At 60.5% G+C, this 26,809-nt stretch carries 26 protein-coding genes and 1 rRNA gene; 18 read left to right on the forward strand and 9 right to left on the reverse strand.

The annotated features are described in order from the left end of the window. The first annotated feature begins 7 nt into the window (after nt 1-7). Nucleotides 8-123: ribosomal RNA gene (rrf, locus tag VXJ24_RS10480) — 5S ribosomal RNA — on the forward strand. A 120-nt stretch (nt 124-243) separates the two neighbouring features. Here rrf and VXJ24_RS10485 read toward each other — a convergent pair. Then, nucleotides 244-723 (reverse strand): HD domain-containing protein, encoded by a 480-nt coding sequence (locus VXJ24_RS10485; RefSeq protein WP_330972866.1) that lies wholly within the window; start codon nt 721-723, stop codon nt 244-246. A 195-nt stretch (nt 724-918) separates the two neighbouring features. Between VXJ24_RS10485 and VXJ24_RS10490 the strand changes: the two genes are divergently transcribed. Next, nucleotides 919-1,797 (forward strand): ROK family protein, encoded by an 879-nt coding sequence (locus VXJ24_RS10490; RefSeq protein ID WP_330972867.1) that lies wholly within the window; start codon nt 919-921, stop codon nt 1,795-1,797. Nucleotides 1,798-1,867: 70 nt separating this feature from the next. On the opposite strand, the gene VXJ24_RS10495 is transcribed toward VXJ24_RS10490, so the two are convergent. Next, nucleotides 1,868-2,425, reverse strand: a complete 558-nt coding sequence (locus VXJ24_RS10495) for a hypothetical protein (RefSeq protein WP_330972868.1) — start codon at nt 2,423-2,425, stop codon at nt 1,868-1,870. Nucleotides 2,426-2,704: 279 nt separating this feature from the next. On the opposite strand from VXJ24_RS10495, the gene VXJ24_RS10500 reads away from it, so the two are divergent. The 5 genes from VXJ24_RS10500 to VXJ24_RS10520 all read left to right on the forward strand — a co-directional run bounded on the left by VXJ24_RS10500 (nt 2,705) and on the right by VXJ24_RS10520 (nt 7,925). After that, nucleotides 2,705-3,793 carry a phosphate/phosphite/phosphonate ABC transporter substrate-binding protein gene (locus VXJ24_RS10500; protein WP_330972869.1) on the forward strand — a complete coding sequence of 363 codons (1,089 nt, stop codon included), beginning with the start codon at nt 2,705-2,707 and terminating at the stop codon, nt 3,791-3,793. Nucleotides 3,794-3,901: 108 nt separating this feature from the next. Continuing rightward, nucleotides 3,902-4,702 carry a phosphonate ABC transporter ATP-binding protein gene (phnC, locus tag VXJ24_RS10505; RefSeq protein WP_330972870.1) on the forward strand — a complete coding sequence of 267 codons (801 nt, stop codon included), beginning with the start codon at nt 3,902-3,904 and terminating at the stop codon, nt 4,700-4,702. Further along, nucleotides 4,692-5,570, forward strand: a complete 879-nt coding sequence (gene phnE / locus VXJ24_RS10510; protein ID WP_330972871.1) for a phosphonate ABC transporter, permease protein PhnE — start codon at nt 4,692-4,694, stop codon at nt 5,568-5,570. The genes phnC and phnE (VXJ24_RS10510) overlap by 11 nt, the downstream gene beginning before the upstream one ends. A 12-nt stretch (nt 5,571-5,582) precedes the next feature. Further along, entirely contained in the window at nt 5,583-6,395 is an 813-nt protein-coding gene (gene phnE, locus VXJ24_RS10515; RefSeq protein ID WP_330972872.1) for a phosphonate ABC transporter, permease protein PhnE, read from the forward strand. Then, a complete protein-coding gene (locus VXJ24_RS10520; protein ID WP_330972873.1) occupies nt 6,396-7,925 on the forward strand; it encodes a bifunctional metallophosphatase/5'-nucleotidase in 1,530 nt (509 codons plus the stop codon). 55 nt (nt 7,926-7,980) lie between these two features. Here the strand turns inward: VXJ24_RS10520 and VXJ24_RS10525 are convergent, their stop codons facing one another. Next, entirely contained in the window at nt 7,981-8,286 is a 306-nt protein-coding gene (locus VXJ24_RS10525) for an acylphosphatase (RefSeq protein ID WP_330972874.1), read from the reverse strand. Between the two features lie 173 nt (nt 8,287-8,459). Here VXJ24_RS10525 and VXJ24_RS10530 point away from each other — a divergent pair, with 173 nt between their 5' ends. From VXJ24_RS10530 to VXJ24_RS10540, 3 genes are all read left to right on the forward strand, one after another. After that, nucleotides 8,460-9,161, forward strand: coding sequence for an ABC transporter ATP-binding protein (locus VXJ24_RS10530; protein WP_330972875.1), 702 nt, complete (start codon nt 8,460-8,462; stop codon nt 9,159-9,161). A gap of 4 nt (nt 9,162-9,165) precedes the next feature. Then, on the forward strand, nt 9,166-12,759 hold the full coding sequence (locus VXJ24_RS10535; protein WP_330972876.1) for an FtsX-like permease family protein: 3,594 nt from the start codon (nt 9,166-9,168) through the stop codon (nt 12,757-12,759). Between the two features lie 62 nt (nt 12,760-12,821). Next, nucleotides 12,822-13,775 carry a DegV family protein gene (locus VXJ24_RS10540; protein ID WP_330972877.1) on the forward strand — a complete coding sequence of 318 codons (954 nt, stop codon included), beginning with the start codon at nt 12,822-12,824 and terminating at the stop codon, nt 13,773-13,775. 81 nt (nt 13,776-13,856) lie between these two features. Here VXJ24_RS10540 and VXJ24_RS10545 read toward each other — a convergent pair whose 3' ends face one another. Continuing rightward, nucleotides 13,857-14,630: a Fic family protein gene (locus VXJ24_RS10545; RefSeq protein WP_330972878.1), complete on the reverse strand. Its 774-nt coding sequence runs from the start codon at nt 14,628-14,630 to the stop codon at nt 13,857-13,859. Between the two features lie 323 nt (nt 14,631-14,953). Between VXJ24_RS10545 and VXJ24_RS10550 the strand changes: the two genes are divergently transcribed. The 3 genes from VXJ24_RS10550 to VXJ24_RS10560 all read left to right on the forward strand — a co-directional run bounded on the left by VXJ24_RS10550 (nt 14,954) and on the right by VXJ24_RS10560 (nt 17,666). Continuing rightward, nucleotides 14,954-15,448: a CarD family transcriptional regulator gene (locus VXJ24_RS10550; RefSeq protein WP_330972879.1), complete on the forward strand. Its 495-nt coding sequence runs from the start codon at nt 14,954-14,956 to the stop codon at nt 15,446-15,448. Nucleotides 15,449-15,464: 16 nt separating this feature from the next. Further along, complete coding sequence (locus VXJ24_RS10555) at nt 15,465-16,409, forward strand: LysR family transcriptional regulator (RefSeq protein ID WP_330972880.1); 945 nt, start codon at nt 15,465-15,467, stop codon at nt 16,407-16,409. Between the two features lie 261 nt (nt 16,410-16,670). Continuing rightward, a complete protein-coding gene (locus tag VXJ24_RS10560) occupies nt 16,671-17,666 on the forward strand; it encodes an IS5 family transposase (protein ID WP_330972881.1) in 996 nt (331 codons plus the stop codon). A gap of 150 nt (nt 17,667-17,816) precedes the next feature. Here the strand turns inward: VXJ24_RS10560 and tatA are convergent, their stop codons facing one another. Beyond that, nucleotides 17,817-18,029: a twin-arginine translocase TatA/TatE family subunit gene (tatA, locus tag VXJ24_RS10565; protein ID WP_330972882.1), complete on the reverse strand. Its 213-nt coding sequence runs from the start codon at nt 18,027-18,029 to the stop codon at nt 17,817-17,819. Nucleotides 18,030-18,415: 386 nt separating this feature from the next. On the opposite strand from tatA, the gene VXJ24_RS10570 reads away from it, so the two are divergent. Continuing rightward, a complete protein-coding gene (locus tag VXJ24_RS10570) occupies nt 18,416-18,856 on the forward strand; it encodes a PTS sugar transporter subunit IIA (RefSeq protein WP_330972883.1) in 441 nt (146 codons plus the stop codon). A 101-nt stretch (nt 18,857-18,957) separates the two neighbouring features. Here VXJ24_RS10570 and VXJ24_RS10575 read toward each other — a convergent pair whose 3' ends face one another. Beyond that, complete coding sequence (locus VXJ24_RS10575; RefSeq protein WP_330972884.1) at nt 18,958-19,815, reverse strand: MarR family winged helix-turn-helix transcriptional regulator; 858 nt, start codon at nt 19,813-19,815, stop codon at nt 18,958-18,960. Nucleotides 19,816-20,046: 231 nt separating this feature from the next. Between VXJ24_RS10575 and VXJ24_RS10580 the strand changes: the two genes are divergently transcribed. Continuing rightward, a complete protein-coding gene (locus VXJ24_RS10580) occupies nt 20,047-21,111 on the forward strand; it encodes a nucleoid-associated protein (RefSeq protein WP_330972885.1) in 1,065 nt (354 codons plus the stop codon). Between the two features lie 34 nt (nt 21,112-21,145). Here the strand turns inward: VXJ24_RS10580 and VXJ24_RS10585 are convergent, their stop codons facing one another. Next, nucleotides 21,146-21,835 (reverse strand): L-2-amino-thiazoline-4-carboxylic acid hydrolase, encoded by a 690-nt coding sequence (locus VXJ24_RS10585; protein ID WP_330972886.1) that lies wholly within the window; start codon nt 21,833-21,835, stop codon nt 21,146-21,148. Between the two features lie 95 nt (nt 21,836-21,930). Here VXJ24_RS10585 and VXJ24_RS10590 point away from each other — a divergent pair, with 95 nt between their 5' ends. Continuing rightward, complete coding sequence (locus tag VXJ24_RS10590) at nt 21,931-23,328, forward strand: cation:proton antiporter (protein WP_330972887.1); 1,398 nt, start codon at nt 21,931-21,933, stop codon at nt 23,326-23,328. Nucleotides 23,329-23,397: 69 nt separating this feature from the next. Here VXJ24_RS10590 and VXJ24_RS10595 read toward each other — a convergent pair whose 3' ends face one another. Further along, nucleotides 23,398-23,916 (reverse strand): nitroreductase family protein, encoded by a 519-nt coding sequence (locus VXJ24_RS10595; RefSeq protein ID WP_330972888.1) that lies wholly within the window; start codon nt 23,914-23,916, stop codon nt 23,398-23,400. 86 nt (nt 23,917-24,002) lie between these two features. On the opposite strand from VXJ24_RS10595, the gene VXJ24_RS10600 reads away from it, so the two are divergent. Continuing rightward, nucleotides 24,003-24,929 carry a LysR family transcriptional regulator gene (locus VXJ24_RS10600; RefSeq protein WP_330972889.1) on the forward strand — a complete coding sequence of 309 codons (927 nt, stop codon included), beginning with the start codon at nt 24,003-24,005 and terminating at the stop codon, nt 24,927-24,929. 99 nt (nt 24,930-25,028) lie between these two features. Next, the gene (locus tag VXJ24_RS10605) at nt 25,029-26,156 is read left to right on the forward strand and encodes a 5-methyltetrahydropteroyltriglutamate--homocysteine S-methyltransferase (protein WP_330972890.1); all 1,128 of its coding nucleotides are present in this window, start codon (nt 25,029-25,031) and stop codon (nt 26,154-26,156) included. 79 nt (nt 26,157-26,235) lie between these two features. Here the strand turns inward: VXJ24_RS10605 and VXJ24_RS10610 are convergent. Beyond that, nucleotides 26,236-26,809: histidine phosphatase family protein (locus VXJ24_RS10610; protein WP_330972891.1), on the reverse strand; the 574-nt coding region annotated here is incomplete at its 5' end.

The raw sequence follows: 26,809 nt of genomic DNA on the forward strand, positions 1-26,809 counted from the left end.
TGTGCCGGCCAGCGGCCATGGCAGGGGAGGCACACCTGGTCCCATTCCGAACCCAGAAGTTAAGCCCCCGAGCGCCGATGGTACTGCGGAGTGAGTCCGTGGGAGAGCAGGACGCCGCTGGTCAGCAGAGGGCATTCGTGCCGGAGAGGGAGGGGAGCGCATCCGCGCTTCCCTCCCTCTGCCTTTATATGCGCAGCCCGGCAGAAGGGCCCCTGCATCATGCGGGGGCCCTTCCTGCATCTGCTATTCTGTCTCTGGCAGCTCGGGGAGACCGAACTCTTTTCTCAGTGCCTGGAAGCGTGCCTTCTCCTTCTCCTTTACCGGCTTAGACGTATCGTTCAGGGTGTGGTGCATCACGTCTGCATCTTTGAGCACCTCATCGAAGGGGCTATCGATCCGATCCTTGCTGTCATGGTTATAGATGGCAGAACAGATCATATTGGTCTCTTCGGGGGTCGTGAGATTCAGCTCATCTAGTACCGTTCGGGCGAGTACTGCGCCCCTGTGGGCATGGTCGCTATAGCTGCCCGTCTCATAAGCTGCGAGATCATGAAGCATTGCTGCCATAGAGGCAAGCTCAGCGTTCTGCCCGCGCTTCTCGGCTATGAGGGTCGCCGCAAGGGATGCCCCATAAAGATGTACATATGCGCTTCTCCTGGTCTTCTGGTCCAGGGCATCAAGCCTGGCATCGACATAAGCCCTCAGCTGCTTGAGACGTGACATGGTGCCTCCTTAGGACGAATATCTCCTTGTATCGTACGCTGAAGCAGGAAGAGGGGGCAGCGGTCCCGGCAAACGGCCGCAAAGCCTTACAAGGCCTTTGGGGCTACGTTCGCCCTCAGCCCTGCATGTCCGATTGCTGATGGGGTATATCATGTCATCGGTCAGCTAACCCCTGAGATCTATGAGGTGATTGCAGTGGCACGTATCGGCGCACTCGAAGCAGGCGGCACAAAGATGGTCATGGCAATCGGCGATGAGGAAGGACATATCCTCGAGCGCGATTCGGTCCCGACGACAGCTCCTGAGGAGTGCGTACCTCCGATGGTCGAATGGTTCCGTGAGCGCAATATAGATGCTCTCGGTATCGGTGCTTTCGGCCCGACCTGCGTCGACCCCGCAAACAAGCTCTTCGGCTCCATCCTCGAGACCCCGAAGACGGCATGGCGGTACTACAACTTCAGGAATGCCTTCGTGGAGGGCCTCCATATCCCTGTCGGCTATGACACGGACGTGAACGTTGCCTGCCTCGGAGAGGCTGTCTACGGCGCCGCCAAGGGCCTTGACTACGTCGTCTACGTCACGATCGGCACAGGAATTGGTGCTGGTGTCATGGTTGAAGGCAAGCTCATGCACGGCATGATGCATCCTGAGGCCGGACACATCCTTCTGAAGAGGGATCCTGAGGATACAGCTCCAAGCAGTTGCCCCTATCATGATGACTGCTTCGAAGGCCTTGCTGCCGGACCTGCCATCCAGAAGCATTGGGGAAAGCCGGCGGCTGAGCTTACCGACAATCCGCGCGTCTGGGACCTTGAGAGCTACTACCTTGCCCAGGGCCTCATGACCTACATTCTCTGCTACTCGCCGAAGAAGATCGTCCTCGGTGGTGGCGTCATGCACCAGGAGCAGCTCTTCCCGCTCGTCCGCAGCAAGGTGGCGCGCATGATGAACGGCTATATCGTGACACCCCAGATGCAGGATCTCGACAGTTATATCGTGTCTGCCGGCTGCAATGGCGACCAGGGCATCCTGGGCTCGCTCGAGCTTGGCAAGAAGGCGCTCGCCGAAGCATAAAGCAGGACTGAGACAGTGCGAGATGAAGCATGCCCGTGCCGGAAGGTGCGGGCATGCTTATCTAGACTATCTAGATGGCAAGCGCGATGATGAGCGATATGATGCCAATGCCTGCAAGCGGGAGGCACCCGCAGACGAAGGAGGCGAGCGGAGCAAGCTCGTAGTACTTCACATAGCAGAGAAGGCTCAGGAGGAAGCCGATGGCTGCAAGAATCGCGATGAGCGCGGCAGAAACGATGCGGTCCTGCGCTGCGAGCCCTGCGGCGCAGAAGAGCTCGAGTGCCAGCCAGGCACAGAAGAGGACAAGCTCGGTCGTAGGGACCCGGCTGAAGAGGCGCTCAGTCACGAAGAGCAGGACCATGTAGAGCACGATGCCTCCCGCAAGCGCGATGATGCCGGCATGGGGAGGAGCGAGGATGCCTGCACCCTGGGCAATGCGCGTAGCGCCCAGAGCGCCCAGGATGACAGCCAGAATGATGGCTGCGATACCGACATAGCGGAGCGGACCTGTGGCTTCCTGGCCTCCCACCTTCGGCCAGAAGAAGATTGCCCACCAGGCAAGATAGGCGAGGCAGCATCCTGCCATCTGTGCGTGGCCGCATCTGATTGCTGCCAATGCTGCATCCATTGTGTGCCTCCCTGCAACTGCATTCTGCCTTGTACCTTAGCAGCCTTTCGTGAAGCTTCCTGCGCATTTCGCGCATACCTGCTTCCCATGTCATCTTCCTATTTGGCAATGTGCAGTTTGCGTAACAATCCGCAAACATAGTGTACGGGCCAGCAATTGGCACAATTCAGCCTGCCAGTAGGTGTATTCTCAGCACGGTATGTGCGCACGGGGCGCACTTTTGTGCGATTGCAGGAAGGCGCGGGGAGCGCCCAGATCCTGCGTATCGAAGGGAGAACCATGTCGAAAGGTATCGTTTCGTCTTCGCTGTCCCGCCGTCAGTTCCTCGGCTTCGCAGCCGCAGGCGCGGCCGCAGCAGGGCTTGCTGGCTGCGGCAACTCCAGCTCGAGCAGCTCTTCTTCGAGCAGCGAATCCAAGACGATCGACACGCTGCACGTTGCATTCGTGCCCTCCAAGGATCCTGACCAGATCATCACGGCTACCGATCCTCTGAAGCAGATGCTCATCGATGAGCTCGGCAACCAGGGCTACACCGTGAACGATGTCGACATCACGGTCGGCACGAGCTATGAGGCAGTCGGCGAGGGCCTGACCTCCGGTACTATCGACGTGGGCTTCATTCCGGGCGGCACCTATGTCCTCTACTCCGATGGCTGCGAGGTCCTGCTCACCGCTACGCGCAACGGCCTTTCCATCGACTCCGACGATCCGAAGGACTGGAACGACCAGAAGCCGACCACGGCATCCGACCAGCAGGTCACGTTCTACCGTGCCCTCCTCATCGCTGGCCCGAGCGATGCCGGCAAGGCTCTCGGCGACAAGGTCAACAATGGCCAGGAGCTCAGCTGGGACGACATCAACGGCGCCAACTGGTCTGTCATGAGCTCGAGCTCTCCTGCAGGCTACATCTATCCGTGCCTGTGGCTCAACGACAACTACGGCAAGACGGTCCTCGACCTCACGCATGCTGTCCAGTCCGACTCCTACGGCTCCGCCTTCGCACGTCTCGCTTCCGGCCAGGTCGACGCTCTATGCGTCTATGCTGATGGCCGTCGCGACTATGAGTCCAAGTGGACGTCCGACTACAGCCGTACCGCCAGCATCTGGGACGAGACGAATGTCATCGGCGTCACGAAGCCGATCTACAACGACACGATCTCTGCCTCCAAGGCCTCCAAGACGATGACCGACGACTTCAAGAAGGCCTTCTCCCAGGCCATGATCAACATCGGCAACACCGATGAAGGCAAGAAGGTCATTGCCATCTACAGCCACAACGGCTATGTCGAGGCACAGGACTCCGACTATGATTCCGAGCGCGAGGCTCAGGAAATGGTCAAGAAGCTCAAGTCGAGCTCCAACTCTTAAGGCATTCTGAACGCGTCGGTACCACTCCTGGTGGCCCGGCGCGTTTTTCCGAACGGGGATGCGTCTGGCGTCCCCGTTTGCATGCAGGTCTCATGACAGGATGGATAGATGATAGAGTTCTCCCATGTGTCGATGCGCTACCCGAACGGGTTCGAAGCGCTCAAGGATGTCAACCTCACGATCGAGGACGGCCGCTTCGTCGCAATCATCGGCCGCTCCGGTGCCGGCAAGTCGACCCTGATCCGCACGGTCAACCGCCTGAATCCGATCACCGAGGGCACGGTGACCGTCAACGGAACCGATGTCGGATCGCTCAAGGGCAAGGAGCTGCGTCGCTTCCGCCGCAAGATCGGCATGATCTTCCAGTCGTTCAACCTGATCACCCGTACAACCGTGATCAGGAACGTGCTGACCGCCTTCGTGCCTGATATCCCGTGGTACAGGGCCCTGTTCGGCATCTTCACGAAGGAAGAGAAGATGGCGGCACTCGAGTCCCTCGACAAGATGGGCATCCTCGACAAGGCCTACGTCCGCTGCGACCAGCTCTCCGGCGGCCAGCAGCAGCGTGTCGCCCTTGCGCGCACGTTGACTCAGAACCCTGAGATCATCCTTGCAGACGAGCCGGTCGCTTCGCTCGACCCGATGACCGCCCGTCAGGTCATGGACGACCTGAAGCGCATCAACCAGGACATGGGCATCACGATTCTCCTGAACATCCACCACGTGGACCTCGCGCTCAAGTACTGCGACTCCGTCCTCGGCATCCGTGCCGGCGAGGTCGTCTACTATGGCCCTGCATCCGATGTGAACCAGGATGTGCTCGACGAGGTGTATGGCAAGGACGCCGAAGGCGACGAGGCACCGCTCATCGTGCCCGAGCTTTCCAAGGAGGCGGCCGATGCCCGCTAAGCACGCCAGCGCCAAGGTCCCCGAGACGATCTCGGGCGGCATTGCGCTTACCTGGTATGACAAGATATTCAAGCCGAAGACCGTGACGCTCGAAAACGGCAAGACCGTCACGAGGCGCGCTTCCCGCGGCCCTGTCATCGCTGTCCTCATCATTATCGTCTCTATCATCTCGATCCAGGTCACTGGCTTCGATATGACGGTGCTGGCAGAGAATGGCGGACGCTTCTGGGACATCCTCTTCTCGATGTTCCCGCCCAACTGGGACTACATGCCATCCGTGTGGCAGCCGCTCTTCGACACGATCAAGATGTCGCTTTTGGGCTCCTTCATCGGATCTGTCCTCGTGATTCCGTTTGCTGTCGCCGCATCGACGAACATCGTCCACAGCAAAGTCGTCGTCGCCCTCATGCGCCTTCTGCTTTCGATCATCCGCACGCTGCCGACGATTGTCACGGCCCTCATCGCGACCTACATCTTCGGCCTCGGCACGCTTGCCGGCACGACCGCTATCGCAATCTTCACGTTCGCCTATGTCGGCAAGATCCTCTACGAGGAGATCGAGACCGTCGATATGGGTGCCTTCGAGGCAATGGAAGCCATGGGTGCGAGCAAGGTCCGTGCCTTCACTTCCGCTATCGTGCCGCAGATCCTGCCATCCTATCTCTCGAACTGCCTCTTCTGCTTCGAGGGAAATGTCCGCTACGCGTCCATCCTCGGCTACGTCGGTGCAGGCGGCCTCGGCCTTGTCCTCAATGAGGGCATCGCCTGGCGCATGTATCCCGAGGTCGGCATGGTCCTCGTGGCGCTCTTTGTCACTGTCTTCATCATCGAGTCCATCAGCCGCGCACTGCGCAGGCGTCTGGCTTAAGGAGGTCCGCATATGGAAGAACGCATTCTCAAGGCATATGAGGACCGCCCGAAGGGCTGGCTCTTCGAGCTTGCCTGCGCCGTTGTCGTCGTTGCCCTGCTTGTCTGGAGCGGCTCTGCCGTCGAGGCATCCGGCACGGGCCAGGATGGCGGACAGATCGCCCTCAACATCCTTGCCGGCATCGCGCATCCTGATACCGGCCTGCTCTTCAACCTTACGACCGGAGGCGTGCCGTACCTGCTCGTCGAGACGATCTGCATCGCCTTCCTCGGCACGGTCGTCGGCGCCATCATCTCGATCCCTCTGGCCTTCCTCGCCTCGAGGAACCTCACCGGCAGGGTCGTCTCGAACATCGCCCGTCTCATCATCATGGCCGTCCGTACGGTGCCGCCCTTCGTCTACGGCCTCATGTTCGTGCGTGTCACTGGCCCTGGCCCCTTCGCTGGCCTTCTGACGATGTCGCTCTGCTCTGTCGGCATGGTCTGCAAGATGTACATCGAGACGATTGAGGATCTCGACTACCGCATCCTCGAGTCGCTCGACGCAGAGGGCGCAACGACGTGGCGCAAGATCCGCTTCGGCGTCATTCCGCAGCTCTCGAGCTCCTTCATTTCGACGGCCATCTACCGCTTCGATATGAACCTGCGCGACGCTACCGTCCTCGGCCTCGTCGGCGCTGGCGGTATCGGCGCTCCGCTCATCTTTGCAATGAACGCCTACCGCTGGAACGAGGCAGGTTCGATCCTCTGGGGGCTCGTCGTCCTGATCCTCATTGTCGAATACATCTCGACGCGTATCCGCACGCATCTGACGAGGGGTGTCTAGGTGTCAAAGCTCCATATCGCATTCACGTCCGATACGCATGGACATATCCTCGATGAGGACTATGCAACGGGCAGACGTGCACACATGGGCATCTGCTGCCTCATGGACCCCATCCATGAATGGTGCTCTCATGGCGACTCCCTCATCGTCGATGGGGGAGACACCATGCAGGGCACGCCTCTCATGAAGGTCTGGCTCCGCGGCAGCCGCAGGGGCACGAATCCCTGTGCGCTTGCCCTGAACCGTCTTGGCTGCGAGTATGTGACGCTCGGAAACCATGACTTCAACTTCGGGCGCGACGTGCTTCAGCAGTACCTCGAAGAGCTCGATGCAGTCTGCGTCTGCGCGAACGTGCACGACGAGCGCGGGGAGCTTCCAATCGTCCCGTCCTCTGTCTGCACGCTCCCTTCGGGCCTTGTTCTCGGTATCACCGGCATCGTGACGGACTATGTGAATATCTGGGAGAGGCCAGAGCATCTCGAGGGCATCACGATCGAAGATCCCGTGTCGGCGGTGCAGCGCGAGGCAGCGAAGCTCCGCGAGGAAGCAGACCTGGTCGTCTGCATCTATCACGGCGGCTTCGAGGAGGACCTTGCCACCGGCAGGCGGCTCTCGAAGACGCGCGAGAATGCTGCCTGCGAAATTGCACGCACGGCCGATATCGACCTGCTCCTCACAGGCCACCAGCATATGGCAGTCGACGGCGTGAAGATTGCGGGCACCTGGTGCGTGCAGCCGCCAGCAAACGCTACGAGCTTCATTGCGCTCGAAGGCACAGACGATGGCTCTGGCTGGGTGTGGAGCTCAGATCTCATGGCGGCAGATGGTGCACCCGACGACCTGCTCAGCTCCATGCTCGCACCGCTCGCTGCCAAGACCGAAGAGTGGCTTGCCGAATCGGTGGGCGAGCTCGAGGCTCCGATCGAGGCTGAGGAGAAGCTCTCCTGCGCTCTCTCAGGCTCTGCCGTCGCCCATCTCATCAACGAGGCACAGATCGAGGCGAGCGGTGCAGATATCTCATGCACGGCACTGCCAAATGGCGCCACGGGCCTTCCGGCGAAGGTCATGGAGCGCGACATCTGCGCTGCCTATCCCTTCGCGAACCTCCTCATGAAGGCAGAGATCACGCGCGAGGTGCTGCTGTCCTCGCTCGAGCGCTGCGCCTCCTATCTCGAGCTTGGCCCAGACGGCAAGCCTCAGATATCAGACCTCTTCCTGCGTCCGAAGGTCGAGCACTATAACTTCGATCTCTATGAGGGGATCCACGCCGTTGCTGACTTGAGGCTTCCTGTCGGCAGACGCATCACCGAGCTTACGATGGCAGACGGAAGTCCCGTACCCGAGAAGCTGACGCTTGCCTTGAACGACTATCGTTCGACCGGCACCGGCGGCTATGAGGCGCTCGGAGAGTGTCCGTCTGAGCCTGTCGGCTCCGACGAGGTCCCTGACATCATTGCGGCCTTCCTCAGGAAGAAGAGCCCCTATGTGCCCAGACGCACCTGCTCGCTCGAATTCATCTGGCAAGACTGAGAAGTGCCGGGAAGAGACGATCTTCCCGGCACTTTTCTCTGCTTGGCCCCTTTTCCTAGCGGAGCTTCACCGTGAAGGGCCCTTCGTCCTCGACGGGAGCGATATCCACGATATCGTCGATACGGTAGTCGATCGGGAAGTCGCGGTAGGCGTTCTGGAGCTTCCCGAAGAAGGAGGAGATGGCATCGGGCGTGCCCTGGAGCTCCATCCTGACCGAGCCATCCCATTCATTCCGGACCCAGCCGGTGAGGCCGAGCTCGAGCGCAATCCTGCGCGAGGTCCAGCGGAAGCCGACGCCCTGGACCTGGCCCACGAAATGCACGGCGCAGCGCCTCAATGCCTTCCTGTCCTCTTCTGCCATGGCAGTCTCCTTCCTCTTGCTTCATGTCCCGATGATACCCAAATGTACGTGGACACGGCCTTGCTGCGGCCCGGTTTCGTGCCATTTGCCTGCTTCCCTTCAGGTATGGCCTGTTCCCTCTGCCTATACTGGGAAGGATAATCAAGGGTGCAGCCGATTCCAGGAGGTGGCAGATGGCCTTCGTCGAGTTCAGGGATGTCTCGAAGATATACCGCATGGGCGAGGTGGAGGTCGCTGCAGTCAAGGACATGAGCTTCACGATCGAAGAGGGCGAGTTCGTCGTGATTGTCGGTCCCTCGGGTGCCGGCAAGACAACGGTCCTGAACATGCTTGGCGGCATGGATGCGGTCACGGATGGCAAGATATGGGTCGCAGGGACCGAGGTATCGGGCATGGGGGAGCGCGACCTCACGTTCTACCGCCGCTACGATATCGGCTTCGTCTTCCAGTTCTACAACCTCGTCCAGAACCTCACGGCGCTTGAGAACGTCGAGCTGGCAACGCAGATCTCGAAAGATCCGCTTGATCCGGCGACGGTGCTTCGCGAGGTCGGTCTCAGCGAGCGGATGGACAACTTCCCGGCACAGCTTTCCGGCGGCGAGCAGCAGCGCGTCTCCATAGCCCGCGCCCTCGCAAAGAATCCGAAGCTCCTGCTCTGCGATGAGCCGACAGGAGCCCTCGACTATGCGACGGGCAAGTCGATCCTGCAACTTCTGCAGGCAAGCTCGCATGCACACGGCAAGACCGTTGTCGTGATCACCCACAATGCCGCCTTCACGGCTATCGCAGACCGCGTGATTCGCATCCATGGGGGACACGCTGTGGCAAACGAGGTCAACGAGCATCCTCTCGATGCCGATACCCTGGTCTGGTAGTGCCATGAAAGGCGCATTCAGCAAGAGCCTGCCTCGCAAGATCTCAGGGTCGTGGGGACGCTTCCTCGCAATCCTCGGTATCGTCGCGCTCGGCTGCGGCTTCTTTGCCGGCCTCAACATGGTCGGCCGCGACATGCGCCTGGCAGGGGATGCCTACTACGATGATTCTGCGCTCTACGATATCCGCCTTGTCTCGACGCTCGGCTTCACTGACCGCCAGATGGACAAGATACGGGATACCGAGGGCGTCGAGGATGTGATGCCCTCCTTCTCCTGCGATGCGATGGTCTCGCTCAACAATGATGAATACACGGTGAGGATCTCCTCCCTGCCGGAAGGTGCCGCGGAGGGCACCTCCTCCATGAACAAGGCGGAGCTTGTGAGCGGTGCGTGGCCTGAGGCAGACGATGAATGCGTGATGAGCGCCGATGTGTCGATGCGGGAGAATCTCTCGATTGACGATGCCGTGACAGTCCTCTATGGGACAGGCGATATCGACTCCGTGCTCACGCAGAAGACATTCCGCGTCACGGGGCTTGTGCGCTCGGCCGACTATGTGGATACCTCGCTTCTTGGCACGACAGCCTTGGGCTCAGGCAAGATCGAGCAGTACCTCTTCGTGCCTGATGGAGCCTTTGCAGACAATCTTCCCTATACGCAGGTCTATGTCACGGTCACAGGAGCACGCGCAAAAGATGCCTTCTCGGACGAGTACACAGACATCGTCGATAGTGTCGAGACGAGGCTCGAGGACGAGGCGGATGACCTTGCCCAGGACCGTCTGGCTGAAGTGAAGAATGCAGCGCAGGAGAAGGTCGACGAGAGCAGGGCGACCTACGAGAGCGAGAAGGCAGACGCAGAGAGCCAGATAGCTCAGGCACAGTCGCAGCTCGACGATGCCCTGGCGACGCTTGAGGAGAACAGGCAGGTACTCGAAGAGGGCAAGGAGAAGGCTGCAGACGGCTGGAACACGTACTGGAAAGAGAGGCGCCAGGTCGAAGCACAGCTTGCCTCGGCCAAGGCCCAGCTCGAAGCGAGCCAGTCTCAGCTTGATGATGCGGAAGCACAGCTCGGGATGACGGAGGCGGATATCGATGCGGCACGCCAGAAGCTCGAGGAGGGCAAGAGCGAGCTCGAGGCTGGCAAGGAGACATGGGAAGAGAAGCGCTCAGAGCTTGTCCAGGCGGCATCTGACATGGACACGATCCAGGGCGTCCTCACGACGCTCGATACGTGGGCACAGCGCACGGACGAGCCGACCGAGGAGGAGATCGCTGCCCTCGCAGACGAGATAGAGGGCGGCATCGAGGCTGCAAAGGACCTTGCCTCCTCAGACCTTGTGGACTTCGGCGACGAGGAGACGAAGGCGCGTCTTGAAGCTCTTGCCGACGAGGTGATCTCCGAGTTCGACGGCATCGACCTCGACGACGATCCGGAAGCTGTCCTGGATCAGATACGCGCTGCCGCTTCTGCTGCGATAGCAGATGTCCAGGAGGCCTGCACCGAGGTTGAGACCCAGATTGCATCCGGCATAGACGAAGGCGATACGAAGATTGCAGACGCCGAGCGCGAGCTTGCCGACAACGAGATGAAGCTCGATGAGGCGCAGAGCGCCCGCACCCAGATAGATGCGGGCAGGCAGCAGCTGGAAGAAGGCTGGGCGCGCTACTTTGAGAGCAAGAAAGATGCCGAAGCGCAGCTTGCTTCGGCGTACCGGCAGCTCGTGGACGCAGACAGCCAGATTGCCTCAGGCGAGAGCCAGCTCGAGGATGGCTATGCGCAGTACGAGGAGGGCATCTCGGAGCTTGTCAGCAAGAAGGCAGAGGCCGAGAGCAGGTTTGCCGATGCTGCCCAGCAGCTCCAAGCTGCGCAGGATGCGGTCGACGGCATCGCCGAGCCTTTGGTCTATGTGCTTGATCGCACGAAGGGCGTAGGACAGGTCAGCTACGGAAACGATGCCTCCCGCATCGATGCGATTGCCCAGGTCTTCCCGCTCTTCTTCTTCCTCGTGGCGGCCCTTGTGGCACTCACGAGCATGACCAGAATGGTCGAGGACGACCGTATCGAGATCGGCACGTACAAGGCGCTTGGCTACTCGGCGGGGCAGATTGCGCAGAAGTATCTCTTCTATGCCGGGGCTGCCTCGCTTCTGGGTGCCGTGCTCGGCACGTTCTTCCTCTCGCAGCTTCTGCCTGCAATCGTGACGCGTGCCTACGGGACGATGTATGTCGTGCCGTCGCTTCCGTTCCCGCTGCCGATCGATGTGCCGACGGCGCTTCTTGCCTGTCTGGCAGGAGCCAGTGCGACCTTGGCTGCAACATTTGCTGCCGTATGGGCAGAGATGCGCGAAGTGCCCGCAGCCCTCATGCTGCCGAAGGTGCCTCCTGCCGGAAAGAGGATCCTGCTCGAGTACATCCGTCCGGTCTGGCACCATATGAGCTTCCTCTGGAAGGTCACGTTCAGGAATCTCTTCCGCTACAAGCGCCGCCTCGTGATGACCCTGATCGGCATTGCTGGCTGCTGCGCCCTGCTGCTTACGGGCCTTGGTGTCCGTGATGCGATATCCGATATCGTCGACAAGCAGTACGGCGATATCTGGCACAGCAACGTGGAGGTCTCGCTCGACGAGGACGCGACGGAGGAGGACAAGGAGGCGGTCGAGAGCTATCTTGCGGATGCCGGGGCAGAGACATCTGGTGCCTGGACCGAGAACCTCAACATGCAGGCAGGGTCTGAGACGGCTTCTCCTCTTTCCTGCATCCTCATCGTGCCTGAGGACCCTGAGAGCTTCTCTGGCATGGTGACGCTCAGGGAGCGCACGTCCGGGGCATCGGTGCCGCTCGACGAGGACTCGGTGCTCGTGAGCGAGAAGCTTGCCTCCGAGCTTGGACTATCTGTCGGCGATACGATCGAGATCTACGACCAGGACGATATCGGCAATGCGGCAGGAGAACCCCATGCGCTTGCGATCACGGGCATCTTCGAGAACTATCTCTCCTACTACGTGATTGCAGGGCAGAATGCCTATACGTCTGCCTTTGGCGCAGAGCCCAAAGCCAGCCGCCTCTATGCCTCGGCACCAGGGACGGCTCAGGAGCACCGCAGCATGGCAGAGGAGATGCGGGACCTCTCAGGCGTCTCTGCCGTCTCCTTCAACGACGACACGATCTCGTCCTACCGTGCGATGCTTGCGACGGTCGATTCCGTCATGGTCGTGCTCGTCATCGCAGCAGCCCTCCTTGCCTTCATCGTGCTCTACAACCTCACGAACATCAACATCCAGGAGCGTATCCGCGAGATTGCAAGCCTGAAGGTCCTGGGCTTCACCCGCCACGAGGTCGCATCCTACGTGTTCCGCGAGATCATCCTGCTCTCTGCTCTGGGTGCCGCCATCGGCCTTGCTGCCGGCATCTTCCTTGAGCAGTTCGTTATCGTCACGGCCGAGGTCGACTTCGTGATGTTCGGCCGCGATATCCATCCGGCAAGCTTTGCGATCGCATTCGGGATGACCATGATGTTCACGCTGATTGTAATGGCGGCCCTCTCGCCGAAGCTTGCCCACATCGATATGGTGGAAAGCCTCAAGTCGGTCGATTAAGATAGGTAAGGACAAAGCTGGAAAGCACTCCTGGAAGATGTTCCGGGGAAGGAAGGCAAGCCATGGCAGAAGCGAAGTTCTACCTTATGACAGACTCTCCCTGCGACTTCACGCAGCAGATGGTGGATGATGCGAATATCGGCATGTTCCATTTCACGTATACGGAGGCCGGCAAGGAGGATGGCGGCTTCCACGGCGTGGACGACCTCTTCGTGTCCCGCACGCCACACGAGTTCTATGAGGCAATCAGGCACGGAGCGATGCCGATGACATCGCAGCCGGCACAGATGGAGTTCGAGAAGGCGTTCCGCGAGCGTGCCGATGCAGATCTGCCGACGGTCTATCTTGCGTTCTCGTCGGGCATCTCGGGCTGCTATGAGGGCGCCTGCACGGCGCTTGACCGTGTGAAGGACGAGCTGGGCAGACCCGACCTTCCGATCTACATCGTGGACTGCAAGATTGGCTCCACGTCCCAGTATCTCTTCATGGTCGAAGCAATACGTCAGAGGGATAAGGGCCTCACGGCGACCGAGATGGTCGAATGGGCCAAGGAGGCACGCTACTTCGTCCAGACCATCTTCATGGTCGACGACCTCGATGCCCTGCATAGGGGAGGACGCGTTCCCAAGAGCGTCGCTGTCGTCGGTGGCGCCCTCGATGTGAAGCCGCTTCTGACCTTCGACCTCGATGGTGCGCTCTCTGTCGTCGGTGTCACGCGTGGCCGCAAGAAGGGCCTCCGGAAGATGGCATCGTTCTACGAGAGGACGCACAACACGGATATGTTCTCTTCGGTCGTCGCAATCGGCAATGCCGACTGCCCGAAGGATGCCGAGCGCTTGGCCGACATGATCCACAAGACGGATGAGACGGCGGTGACGATGATCTCGACGATTGGCCCGACCATCGGCTGCCATGTGGGGCCGGGCATGGTGTCATGCTGCTTCTGGGGTCCCGACAGGAGGAAGGGCATGTCGGTCTCCGACCGCATCGCCCAGAGCGTGCGCGGCAAGAACTAGAAGAGATACCTATAGACATGAACGAAGGGTCCGGATTGCTCCGGACCCTTCGCTGTGTGTGCCTCGCTTTGATTCCTGTGCCTACTGGGCGTTTTCGGCAAGCTCGGTCGCGAGCTTCCTCCAGGTCTTGATCGTCTCTGCCATGACAAAGGACTTGAAGGGCTTGAGATCGCCCTGGCGGTTGAAGGCCTCGAGAGCCTCGTAATAGGCGGGGCGGTCGGTCGCGAAGATGACCGCAGGCGGGTTGCCGCCCATGATGAGGGTGTAGTTCATGAGGAGGCGGCCAGAGATGCCATTGCCGTCAGCGAATGGGTGGATTGTCTCGTAGCTGGCGTGGAAGAAGCTTGCTGCCGTGAGGACACGCTTCGGCGTTGCGTCGCCGAGGGCGTCGCTCACCTGGTCGCAGAGGTCGTCCACAAGGCCCGGGACCTCTTCGGGGTCTGCTCCGATCTCCGTCGAGTCGGGGATGATGCAGTCACCGAGACGGAACGTGCCAGGGCGCTCGCCGTCTGCGAAGTTGCGCTCGGAGTAGGTGGCAGCGCAGAGCGTCTGGTGCAGATCGAGCACGAGCGAGGTATCGATCGGGCGCTCCTCGGAGAGGTACTGCGTTGCACGCATCCAGGCGCGCTTCTGGTTGAAGACCTGGACGAGCGGCTTGAGCTCGCCGGTGTAGTTCTCCACGGCGTCCTTGTCGAAGATCTGGCGTGCCACTTCGTGAGAGGTGTGTTCCTTCTCGATGCGTGCCGAGTTGAGCGAGAACGAGAGCGCAAAGTCATCGAGCGCTGCCTGCTTCGTCGTCTCGTCGAGATCTTTCCACCAGCCGCAGATTCCGAGATACATGCCTTCGAGGTTCATCGTGTGCCTCCCTATGAGAGCGGCCTTGTGCCGCATTGGTATCAGAACCATCGTATCCCAATTGCTGCCGTCTCAGCACAGGGGCGCCAGACGATGCGGCCAATGGGGGAGAAGGCAGCATCTGCGCAGGTCATGCGCGTTCCGTCTGCATATCTTGGGGAGATGTTCTGGAGACGTCTCCATAAGCCTAGAAGCTATATACAAAGCAAAACCTAATAACATAGCGTAGTGCACAGCAGTATGCAATGGAAAATCGGCTATGATTTGAAAAATTTTGAAAATCATGCTAAACTAGTGCCAATTCGTCAGAAAGGGGCACGTGCATGTACAAAGTCGGCGAGTATGTGGTTCATCCAGGCCAGGGCGTCTGCAAGGTAGAGGAGATTACGGACGATGCGGCTCCCTCCTACAAGCTGATGCCAGTGGGGCAGAGGAACCCGATGCTGATCAGCTTCCCGGTCGCATCCGAGGGACGGCTGCGTCCGATTCTCTCGCGCGAGGAAGCGCGTGCCATCATCCGCGAGTATCCGACCATGGCAGTGGAGAAATTCACGGACAGGAGCCGTGCGCTTGAGGAGGAGCACTTCAAGAAGGAGATCAAGAACGGCTCCTGCCAGGACTCTGTCCGCATCGTGAAGACGTTCCGCAAGCGCATTGCCGATGTCCAGGCAAAGAACAAGAAGCCGCCTGTGGTCTTCCAGCGCATCTTGAAGGAAGCGAGCGAGCGGTCGCTGCGCGAGATGTCTGTTGCTCTCGATATGAGCTCAGAGGATGTCGCGGCGCTCTTCGAGTCGTCTGTGGCAGCTTCCGAGAACTAGCACAAGAGGGGCCTGCATGAATCTCAGACAGCTCGAGTATTTCATGGCAATAGCCGAGGAGCACCAGATTACGGCAGCTGCCCGGCGCCTGCATATCACCCAGCCGCCTCTGTCCTATGAGCTTTCATCGCTCGAGCGCGAGCTCGGCGTCAAGCTCATAGAGCGCGGGCCCCGCTCTGCGGAGCTGACCGAGGCAGGCCAGCTCCTCTATGCGCGTGCCGAGCGCATCCTCTCGCTCACGAGCGCAGCGACCCGCGAGGTCAAGAGCTTCGGACAGGGGACGAGCGGCACGCTCTCTGTCGGCATCATCTCCTCTTCGGGCGGGTTCATGCCGACACCTTCGATGCAGCGTCTGTGCCGCAACTATCCGCAGCTCAGGCTCGAGCTCCACGAGGGAAATACGTATGAGGTCCTCGATATGCTGAAGCGTGGCGAGGTGGATGTCGGTGTCGTGAGGACGCCGTTTCCGCTTGATGGACTCAATGTCACCTATGCCTCGACCGAGCGCATGCTTGCCCTCATCCCGAAAGGCATACGCTGCGGCAAGAGCCCCGATACAATCACGCTCGAGGAGCTTTCAGGCCAGCCGCTCGTGATCTATAGGCGCTTCGAGCACCTGCTCGAGGATCTCTTCAACGAGCGCCAGCTCACATTCTTCCCGGCCTGCGTCGCAGACGATGCCCGCACGGCCTGCGTGTGGTCGACCCGCGGCATGGGGATAGGCCTAGTGCCTGAGTCGTTCTTGGCGACGATGAAGCATGGCGGGACGACGAACAAGATCGTCGACTGTCCCGAGCTCGTGACCCAGATGGCAGCGGTCTGGCGGAAGGGAAGCTATCTGCCGCCTCTGGCCGAGCGCTTCATCAAGATGTTCGAGAACGACTGTGCTGAAGAGGCAAAGGCGAAAGAGGCCCAGAAGGCGCAGGAGGAAGCAGAAGACCCAGAAGATGCATCTGAGTGAGCAATATACCAGAGCATGAAGAAAGCCCCGGAGCCGAGCGCTCCGGGGCTTTCTGATGCCTGCCCTGAGGAAGGGAGAAAGAGGGCAAATGACGGGGATATCACTTAGGGAAACGATGATTAAAGCATAGCTCACCAGGCCGAATCGCACCGCCCGGCCTTCCGCTGCCCGCCAGGTTGCCGCGCATCCGGTAGAAATGGCACTCTACCTGCACAAACGTTATAATATGGATATCGGTGGGGCTGCGGCGGAAGGCTTGCGATGGGCGATCAGATGAGCTTCGGCGACCTGGAATCGCAGGGGCAGCGGAGGAAGACGAGGCGCGAGGAGTTCCTGGAGCGTATGGATGCGATCGTCCCCTGGGACAGGTGGACCGCCCTCATCGAGCCCCATTACCACTCCCAGCAGCGCGGCAGGCATGTCCGCGGCGCCGAGACGATGCTCAGGATGTACCTGCTCCAGGTCATGTTCGGCCTCTCGGACGAGGGCACGGAGGATGCCATCCTCGACTCCCGCGCCATGCAGAGGTTCATGCACATCGACCTCATGCGCGGGCAGGTCCCCGACGCCACGACGCTCGCGAAGTTCCGCCACATCCTCGAGAGGAAGGGCCTCGGCAAGGCCATGCTCGACGAGCTGAACTCGGAGCTCGAGGCGGCGGGCGTCATGATGCGGGGAGGCTCCATCGTGGACGCGACCTTCATCGAGGCGCCGAGCTCCACCAAGAACGAGGGGCATTCCCGCGACCCCGAGGCCCACCAGTCCAAGAAGGGGAAGAACTGGCATTTCGGCTTCAAGGCGCACATCGGCGTCGATGCGGGCAGCGGCCTCGTGCATACCGTGGAGACGACTGCCGCCAACGTGTCCGACGTGGCCATGGCCCATTCCCTCGTCCGCGGGGACGACCGGTTCTGCTATGCGGACTCCGGATACACCGGGGTGGCGAAGCGCCCCGAGGTCGCCTCCGACCCGCACCTCTCATCGATGCGGTGGACCGTCGCCAGGAAGCCCTCCACGGTGAAGGGCCTGGACTGCGCGCTCTCGGCCGAGAAGGGCATAGAGTCGAGGAAGGCGTCGGTGCGCTCCAAGGTGGAGCACCCCTTCCTCATCGTGAAGAGGCGATTCGGGCATATCAGGACCCGCTACCGCGGCATCGAGAAGAACGGCTGCCTGCTCCATGCCGCATTCGCGCTGTCGAACCTCGCGATGTGCATATCGGCGGGGAGGGCGCTGGAGCCCCTGCCGACGGCTGCCTGATCCCGCGGGACAGCCATGCCCGGATTCCCTGCCGGAGGGGGTCCGGAAGGCGATGGCGCCCTGATTCCGGGCCCTGGCCCCGCCCATCCCATCGGAAAACCATCACCCGAAAGGCCTTGGGGCGGGATGGGCCCATTAATCATCGTTTCCTTAGGCGTCTGCGTCCTCGTCAGAGGATGCGCTCTCCTGGATCTTTGCAGTCTGGACCTGGGAATCGGGCTTGTCTTCCTCCATGCCCTCCTTCACGTTGTGGATCGTCTTGCCGATAGCGCTGCCGAGCTTCGGCAGATTCTTCGGCCCGAAGATCACGAGGGCAACGATGAGGATAACGAGCATTTCAGGTGCGCCAAGACCGCCAAGCATAGTGTGCCTCCAAAGCTAGGTGCCCAGCGCATCTGCGCTGGCTCTTCTTGTAGCTCACATGCTAGGACGCGGTTTTGCGCATGTATAATACACGGAACTCACTTTCCTATATAGAGATTCTATGGCAGGCTTTCTGCCTGCGCAGATGCAGGCGATCGATGTGTCAGTGAATGAAGCATCGATTTGGGCTCGATGCATAGAAAAGCTGTATCTGGGCTACCAGAATCGATCTCTATGGATTAAGATACGCGTGAGCCGGCTTGTGCCGGCTGCATCGTATTGGCTCATCGAAGGAAGTGCACGTGGAAGCGCAGGATTCTCAGGACGGACAGACTTCGTCGGACAGCACAGCCTCCGCCTTGCCTGAAGGCTTGGTCAAGGCTCCTGTGTCTGGCAGGGTGGTCCCGCTCGAGGAAGTGCCCGATCCGGTCTTCAATTCCGGCATGCTTGGCCAGGGCTGCGGCATCTGGCCGGAGGAGAACTATCTGAGGGCGCCCTTCGACGGCGTCGTCTCCTCGATCAGCCATACGAATCATGGCATCGTCCTCACGTCCGATACGGGCGTCCAGTGCATCGTGCATGTCGGCATCGATACCTGCGAGATGCAGGGAAAGGGCTTTGCCCGCCTCGTCGAGAAGGGCCAGCATTTCTCGGAAGGCGATCCGCTCATGCGCTTCTCGATAGATGCAATCAGGAAGTCGGGCTACCGCGAGATTGTCGTCTGTGTGGTCCTGAATTCGGAGCAGTACCAGAAGATCGATCTTGTGCCTGCCGAGGGACATGTTGCAGCAGGGGAGCCCCTGCTGCAGGCCGAGGCTGCTGCCTAGGCGCTGGCCAGCACTGCGGAATCTGCGACAGGATGTACTGAAAAAGGGTGGGACTGTTCATGCGAGCAGTCCCACCCTTCGTTCTTGCTGCTGTTCAGCGTCTAGCGCTCGCTGCGGTATCCGCCACGGTCGCCACGGTCGTTGCGGTCGGAGCCGCTACGATAGCCGCCGCCACGGTTCTGGCTGCCGTAGCCGGAGTTGAAGTCCCTGCCGCCACGATAGCCGCCATCGCGCCTGTTGCCGCCACGATAGCCGCCACGGTCTCCGCCACGGGAGAAGCCGCCACGGCCACCACGGTCGCCGCCACGGGAGAATCCGCTACGGCCACCACGATCGCCACTGCGGAAGCCGCCACGGTCGCCGCCGCGGGAGAAGCCATTGCGTCCGCCGCGCTCGTCACGTCCGCCACGGCGGTCGTCGTCCCTGCGGGGCTTGGTCGGTGCATCGGGATCGTCGCCGAGGGCAAGGAGCTTCTCCTTGAGGGAGTCGCTCACGGTATCGACGGCCGCCTCGAAGGCAGCCTTCGTCTCTGCATCGAGGACGCCGAAGACCTCCTCGTCCGGATCGAGCTCGTCGAGGTCGGGCACAGCTGCCTTGCCCTCGTCGGTGAGCTTCACGAGCGTGACGCGGCCGTCCTCTTCGCTCTTCTGCCGCTCGACGAAGCCCTTCTCCTCGAGCTTGCTCAGAAGCTCGGAGAGGGACTGCTGGCGCATGCCAAGAAGGAAGCAGAGCTCCTTCTGCGTGGTCTCAGGCTTTGCCTGGAGCATGGCAAGGACGCGGCCCTGGCCCTGCAGGGGATCGCCGATGCCGCCGTGAGCCTCGGTGTTGAGCTTGATGTAGCGGTGCATGAGGCGTGCCATCCTGCCCGCCTTCTCGACGAGCGACATGTCCTCAGGCGTTGCTGCGGGCTCAGGCTTCTCTTCGGCAGCCTCGATCTCGACGTTCTTCTCTTCGTCCATTCCAACCTCTTCCATAGTTGTGCATCTGCTGTGCAGCAGATATCTGTCTGGGGGATTTGCCATACATGACAATACTCGCAGGAGAGAGTCCTATCTGCGGGAATGGGCTTTATCGGCCCATCTACACGTGACGTCCATAAAAACAGGTACCTGTACAATTATTTCACAGTGCCACGCCCATGAAAGGTATGCTGGGAAGGCACAGAACGTGACGACCAGGACGGTGCATCGATGCTGACCATCAACCATGCGATACTGCATGCCTATGACTTCGAGACAAGTTCGAACTATGAGAGCACACGCGAGCTCGATGTGAGCGAGAAGGCCATTCGCTCCTATGTGACGAGGCTCGTGCGCAAGACCCTTTCCTCTTCCGAGAGCAAGCACGGGATGTTCAGCCCGGAGAGCAATTTCCACGAGGAGCTCAGGCGCTACCGTGCCTCAGAGCTCGATTTCGTGGCCCTCTCGAAGGAGGTAGGGGACTTCTTCTTCGAAGAGCTCATGAAGTCGGATGACAAGCTGCCCTATGACCTGCTTGTCGCCGATGTGACGGATACAGAGAAGGTGTCTGCTCCCCAGACCGACGAGGAGGTGGATGCCTCCTTCGAAGGAAATGCGCGCGAGGTCTTTGCAATCGTGCTGCTTGCCAGAAAGCAGGGCTATGTGCACGATGTGCGCGAGGACATGCATCTCACCGATATCGTGAGGACCGATGCGCTCCTGCCGCTGCCGACGCAGAAGGTGGACTCCTATGCGGCAATCGATCTCGGCACAGGCGAGATCGACTTCTCGGACAAGGCGCGCACGATTGCGGGACAGGAGTCCTTCATCATCCCTGACGGCCTTCTCCAATGCACCCAGGAAGCCTCGACCCGCGAGGTCATCCAGAGCGTGACGCTTGCCGTCCAGGATGTGGCAGAAGAGTATGGCCTCACGCCGGCAGTCGAGGTGAGCCGTGCCAAGGCCTATGTGACGGAGCAGGCAGACGAGGCAGAGGCAATCGAGCCGCGCGAGGTCGGCAAGAAGATCTTTGCAGACAGGCCCGAAGCCCAGGCGCGCTACGAGGAGAAGATGCGCGAATCGGCAAGTGCCGCCTCCATCCCCGAGGAGGTGCCGGTGAGGCCGTCTGTTGCCCACCGCATCGCGAAGAACCACCGCATTCGCACCGATACCGGCATCGAGATAACGTTCCCGAGCGAGTATTCGTCAAACGATGACTTCATCGAGTTCACGACCTTGCCGGATGGGCACATCTCGATCACGATCAAGGGTGTCGAGCACATAGAGAACAGGTAGAAGAGAGCCCCGGCACCTGTCCGGGGCTCATCTGTCACGTATTGTCTCCGGCGTCTTCTGTGCCCTCATCGCCCTTCTCCGGCACCGGCGCATCTTCGAGCGTCAGGCTGAAGTCGCAGCACGGGTCTCCATCGGCAAGGCACATCGTGCGCTCGAGCTTGATGCCTGCAAGCTCTGTCCAGACATCGGGCATGCGGCAGGCGGCGCGCATGAGCTCTGGCACCCCGAGCTCATGGTAGAGCCTCAAGATGCCGCAGCTCCGATACGTCACCATGTAGTCTCTGTCGGACCCCGTGGTATAGACATAGCGCCAGCCATAGTCTGCGCACCGCATCTGCGTGAGCAGGGCGCTTCTCTGGATGTCGCGCTGGCCCTGGATGCTGAAGTCGTCGCGGAGCTTCGCTGCGATTTTCAGGCAGGCGCTGCTGCGGGCGCAGACATCGGCAAACAGTCCGGCGCACTCCTCGGGGGTCGGCGCGACGTCGGGGTCCTGGGCGCGCGCGGCGATATAGACGCTTGCCAGAAGGCCCGCCTGAAGGAGCGACCAGAAATAGCGCCTGCCCTGGCGCGGGTCTTCGATGCCGCCGACGATCTCGCGGAACCGTATCTGCGCATTCTTCATGATGGCGGAAGCATCTTCCTGCCCGTAGCGACGGGTCAGCTCCGCCCTCAGGTCCTTTTCGAGAATATGCCACACGAGACGTGGCGTCATTCCATACTGCATGTCGAGAAGATGCTCCTTGCTGGCAAACGGTCCCAGACAAGAGGATACTATGACGGAAAACGTTTGGGGAGTAGCTTGGCCGTAAGCGAGGTTTCATGAGTTCGCCTTTCGTATCCTTTGCCTTGATCATGGCAGTAGCGGCAGCAGCGCCGTATATCGCAAGTCTCGTTCCGGGACGCGCCGTGCCGGAAGTGGTCTTTCTTGTCTTTGCCGGTGCCCTTCTGGGGCCGAACATGGCAGGCGTCCTCTCGACGTCGTCTTTTGCCATCTCGTTCCTGTCTGACCTGGGCGTCGCCTTCCTCTTTCTCAATGCGGGCTATGAGATAGATCCGAAAGACCTTGGCGGACGGATGGGTCTCCATGCCATTCTTGCCTGGGCGGTATCGCTCCTGCTTGCCATCCTGCTCACGACGACCTTGATGGCAGACCGCTTCACGGGACAGGCGGGTGTCGCCTTTGCCATCTGCCTCACGACGACTGCCTTCGGCACGCTTGCGCCGATCATGCGCGACCGCCATCTCATGGGGACGCCCGTGGGGCGTGCGGTGAGCGTCTACGGTGCCTACGGCGAGCTCCTGCCGATCCTGGCAATGGCGCTTCTGATGTCGACGAGGAGCACGCGCGCAACGATTGCGACGCTTCTGATCTTTGTCGCTATCTGCCTTGCGATCCTTGCCTTCCCGGCACTGCTGCCCCGTGTGCGCGAGAGGATCGACTCCTGGCTGAAAGAGAACGCTTGGTCGGGCTCGCGGCCTCTCCTGCGCCTCTCGATTCTCCTTCTCTCTGTCCTTGTCATGGCCTGCGAGGTGCTCGATCTCGAGCCCGTGCTTGGCTCCTTCATCGCCGGCTTCATCCTCGGCGCCTTTGCACCGCATGACCATGTGCTCGAGGAGAAGCTGCAGGATATCGGCAACGGCTTTCTCGTGCCTGCCTATTTCGTGATCTCGGGGGCTGGCGTGAGCCTGCCGGCAGCCTTTGAAAGCGTCGGCCTTCTCTTCGGCTTCATCGGCCTTCTCGTCCTTATCCGCGGCGGCATTGTTGCCGTCTCCCTCAACATCAACAAGGAGACACGCGGCATGCGCAAGCGCGAGAAGTATGCCGTTTCCGCCTACTGCACGATGGCGCTGCCGCTTGTCGTGGCGGTGACGGATGTGGCGGTCGAATCTGGCGCCATGGGCACGAATACCGCATCGATTCTCGTTTCGGCAGGAGCGATTACGGTGCTCCTCATTCCTATCGCGACAAGCTTCGTGCGTGTCGGTGCCGAGTCCGATGTCTTTTCCGCTGTGCATGAGGTGGCAGCAGAGAAGCTGCCGATCCAGAAGGTCTGGAAGAAGCACCGGGCACTCCTTCAGGCCGACGAGAAGCGCTTTGCCGCAGCTGTCGAGGAGCAGAAAGAGCACGGCCACAAGCTCGACTCCTTCGAATATCTCGTGACCGGCGCCTCTCCGACAAAGAGCTGGAAGGAAGATCCTCAGGAGAAAACGGAATAGAAGGCCAGATAGGCCAGATGAGGAAGGGAGCCGGCAGTGCCAGCTCCCTTCTGCTTCCACGCTTCTCGGCTATCCGATCCGGTGCACCCGGGCAGGATCGAAGCGGCCAGGACCTGTGGGAGAGATGGGCTTTGCGGGATGTCCGACCGCAACGATTGCGAAGGGGGCAAGGCCTGCATCGTCGGGGATTCCCAGGACCTGTGCAGTGGCGTGCACGCGCTCCTCCATGGGGTAGATGCCCTGCCAGACAGCGCCCAGGCCGAGCTCTGCCGACTCGACGAGGATGTTCTCGATTGCGGCGCCCATATCCTGCTCTGCCATATCGGGGCAGGGGAGGCCTTCTGTCTTCAGGCAGGGAACGATTGCAAGCGCAGCATGAGCGCAAGGCTTCGCATACGGGGAGGCAGAAGCAAGCGCCTCGAGCTGGACCTTGCCTTCGACAACCCAGAATTCCCAGGGCTCTTGGTTCATGGCAGAAGGCGCTGCCATGGCAGCCCGCAGAAGCCGCTCCACCTGCTCCTCTGTGACTGCTTCGTCTGTGTACGCCCTCACGCTCGTGCGGGCAAATACCGGATCCTGTGTTTCCATGTCGGTCCTTTCTCGTGAATCTTCTCCGACTCTTCTCGAAGCTGGCCGATGATATGCTGGGAAAGTCCGAAAGGGGTCTAGGAACAATGACGCTCGTGCAGCTGCGCTATGCGATAGAGATTGCCGAAGCAGGATCCATCTCTGCTGCGGCAGCGCGCCTGTTTGTCGCGCAGCCGTCGCTCTCGAAGGCGATCTCTGAGCTCGAGCATGAGATGGGCATCCAGATCTTCGAGCGCTCGCGCAGAGGCGTCGAGGTGACGGAGGAAGGGACACGCTTCCTCTCCTATGCAAGGCAGGTCGTCGAGCAGGCAGAGCTCCTCGAGAGCCACTACCTCGGCGATACTTCTGGCGTGCGCCGTGTCTTCGGCGTCTCTGCCCAGCACTATGCCTTTGTTGTCAATGCCTTCGCCGAGCTCGTGCGCGAATATGGGCAGGACCGCTATGAGTTCTCCCTGCGCGAGGGAACGACGTTCGGCACGATCGAGGATGTGCGCCTGCAGCGCTCGGAGCTCGGCGTGCTCTTCCGCAACAGCTTCAACCGCGAAGTGATCACGAATGCGTTGCGCGATGCCGACCTCAGGTTCTGCCCGCTCTTCGAGGCGAAGGAGCATGTGTTCCTCGCAAAGGGACATCCTCTCGCAGGACGCACGAGCGTGAGGCTCGAAGATCTGGCACCCTATCCCAGGCTCTCCTATGACCAGGGCATGAAGAATTCCTTCTTCTTCTCCGAGGAGCCCTATCCGACAGAGGCAGTGGACAAGGCAATCGTCGTGACGGACCGGGCGACCCTCTTCAATCTCCTGATCGGCCTCGATGGCTACACGATCTCGTCGGGCATCCTTTCGGCCGACCTCAATGGTACGGATATCGTGGCGGTGCCGCTCGAGCCCGCCGGCACGATGGAGATCGGCTATATCAGCCAGGTCCACCGTCCGCTCTCGGCTCTTGCCAAGAGCTATCTCGACCATCTCGAATCGTATGTCAGGCGCTACTTCTCGGATTCGGATATATAGCGCAAAGCTATAGGTAGCGATAGATAACTCGTAGTTTCATATGGCACCGATTGATGGGATGATGCATCCATCAGACAGCAGACTCTGATGGAGGCAGCCATGAGCATTGCATATGACAGGAAGACCCCGCACCGCTTCGACGTCGTCGGAAGCTTCCTGCGGCCAGAGAGGCTCCACGACGCGCACTATGCCTGGAAGGCGGGAAAGATCTCCGCAGAAGAGCTCAAGGCCATAGAAGACGAGTGCATACGAGACCTTGTCTCGAAGGAGAAGAAGGCAGGCCTCGGCGTGATCACAGACGGCGAGTTCCGCCGCGAGACCTGGCATCTCGACTTCATGTGGGCCTTTGACGGCATCGCCCACAAGCCTGCCGAGGCAGGCCTTCCGTTCCACGACGAGGCAGCAAAGATCGACGATACGTACCTTGTGGGCAAGATCGCCTACAAAGGCACCCATCCCTTCATCGACCACTTCCGCTTCGTCCAGGCGCTTGAGGACGAGCGTGCCGTTGCAAAGCTTACGATTCCGGCACCTGCCCAGTTCCTGGAGCAGTTCGCGATGCCGTTCAACAAGGAGACGACGGACAAGGTCTATGCAAGCCATGCAGAGCTTGCAGACGATATCGTGGCGGGATATGCTGCCTTCATCCAGGACCTCTATGCAGCAGGCTGCCGCAATCTCCAGCTTGATGACTGCTCGTGGGGCATGGTCGTCGATCCGCATGCAGAGCAGTTCTTCGGCGTCGATGAGGCGGGACTTGAGCAGGTGAAGGAAGCGCTCCTCGAGGTGAACAACCGCGTGCTTGCTGCCTGTCCCGAAGACCTTACGGTCAATACGCATATCTGCCGTGGCAACTTCCATTCGACCTGGGCCTGCGAGGGCGGCTACGACGGCGTGGCCGACTTCCTGCTTGCCCGCGAGAATGTGCATGCCTTCTTCCTCGAGTACGACGATGCACGCTCCGGCAGCTTCGAGCCGCTTGACAAGGTGCCCGAAGACAAGCTTGTCGTGCTTGGCCTCGTGACGACGAAGCGCCCCGAGCTCGAGGACCGCGAGACCGTGATTGCACGCATCCATGAGGCAGCGAAGTATGTGCCGCTTTCGCGACTCTGCCTCTCTCCCCAGTGCGGCTTTGCCTCCTGCGACTGCGGCAACAAGCTCACCGAGGAAGAGCAGTGGGCAAAGGTTGCCCTCGTGCGCTCCATTGCAGAAGAGGTCTGGGGCTAGGATCTTCCCATGCAAAGCAGGCGGCGCCCCGCATCCTTATGGGTGCGGGGCGCCGCTGCCTTGTCTCTGGGAAGTCTGCCTAGCCGAGCTCGGCGAAGTCCGGCTCGAAGATGTCGATGCAGCTGAAGGCATGGGCACCTTCGTCGTAGGCGAATGTGAAGATGGAACAGTTCTTGATGCCAGGACGGTACTGGACGACGTTCGCATCTTTCCAGGAGCGGATGAAGTTCGCGCAGGCTGCTCCGTGGCTCACGGCCAGAGCGCAGGACACATCCGGGCGGGACATGATCTCTTCGGTCGTCTTCCGCATGCGTGCGACGAGCGTCTCCTGGGAGTCCCTGCCATACGGCACGAAGAAATCGCCGAAGGGAGGGGCAGGATTCAGGAAATTGTCTTCCCCCTCGTAGGCGCCGAAGTTCCATTCCTTGAGGCCACGGAGGCGCTCGTAGGGAGGGATCTCTCCATAGGCCTCGAGGCAGACATCCTCGAGCGTATCTGCGGCACGCTCGCTCGTGCTCGAGAAGAAGTGGTCGGGGTAACAATCTGCTAGTCGGTTGGCTTGCGATAGATTGTTTGAATCTGCTATTCTTTGCTCTATGAGAGCCAGGGAATGGGCCGAGCGAGAGGGCCTCAACGAACAAACCGTGTGGAAG

It is taken from the genome of Olsenella kribbiana (assembly GCF_036408795.1).
Taxonomy (GTDB): Bacteria; Actinomycetota; Coriobacteriia; order Coriobacteriales; family Atopobiaceae; genus Olsenella_L; species Olsenella_L kribbiana.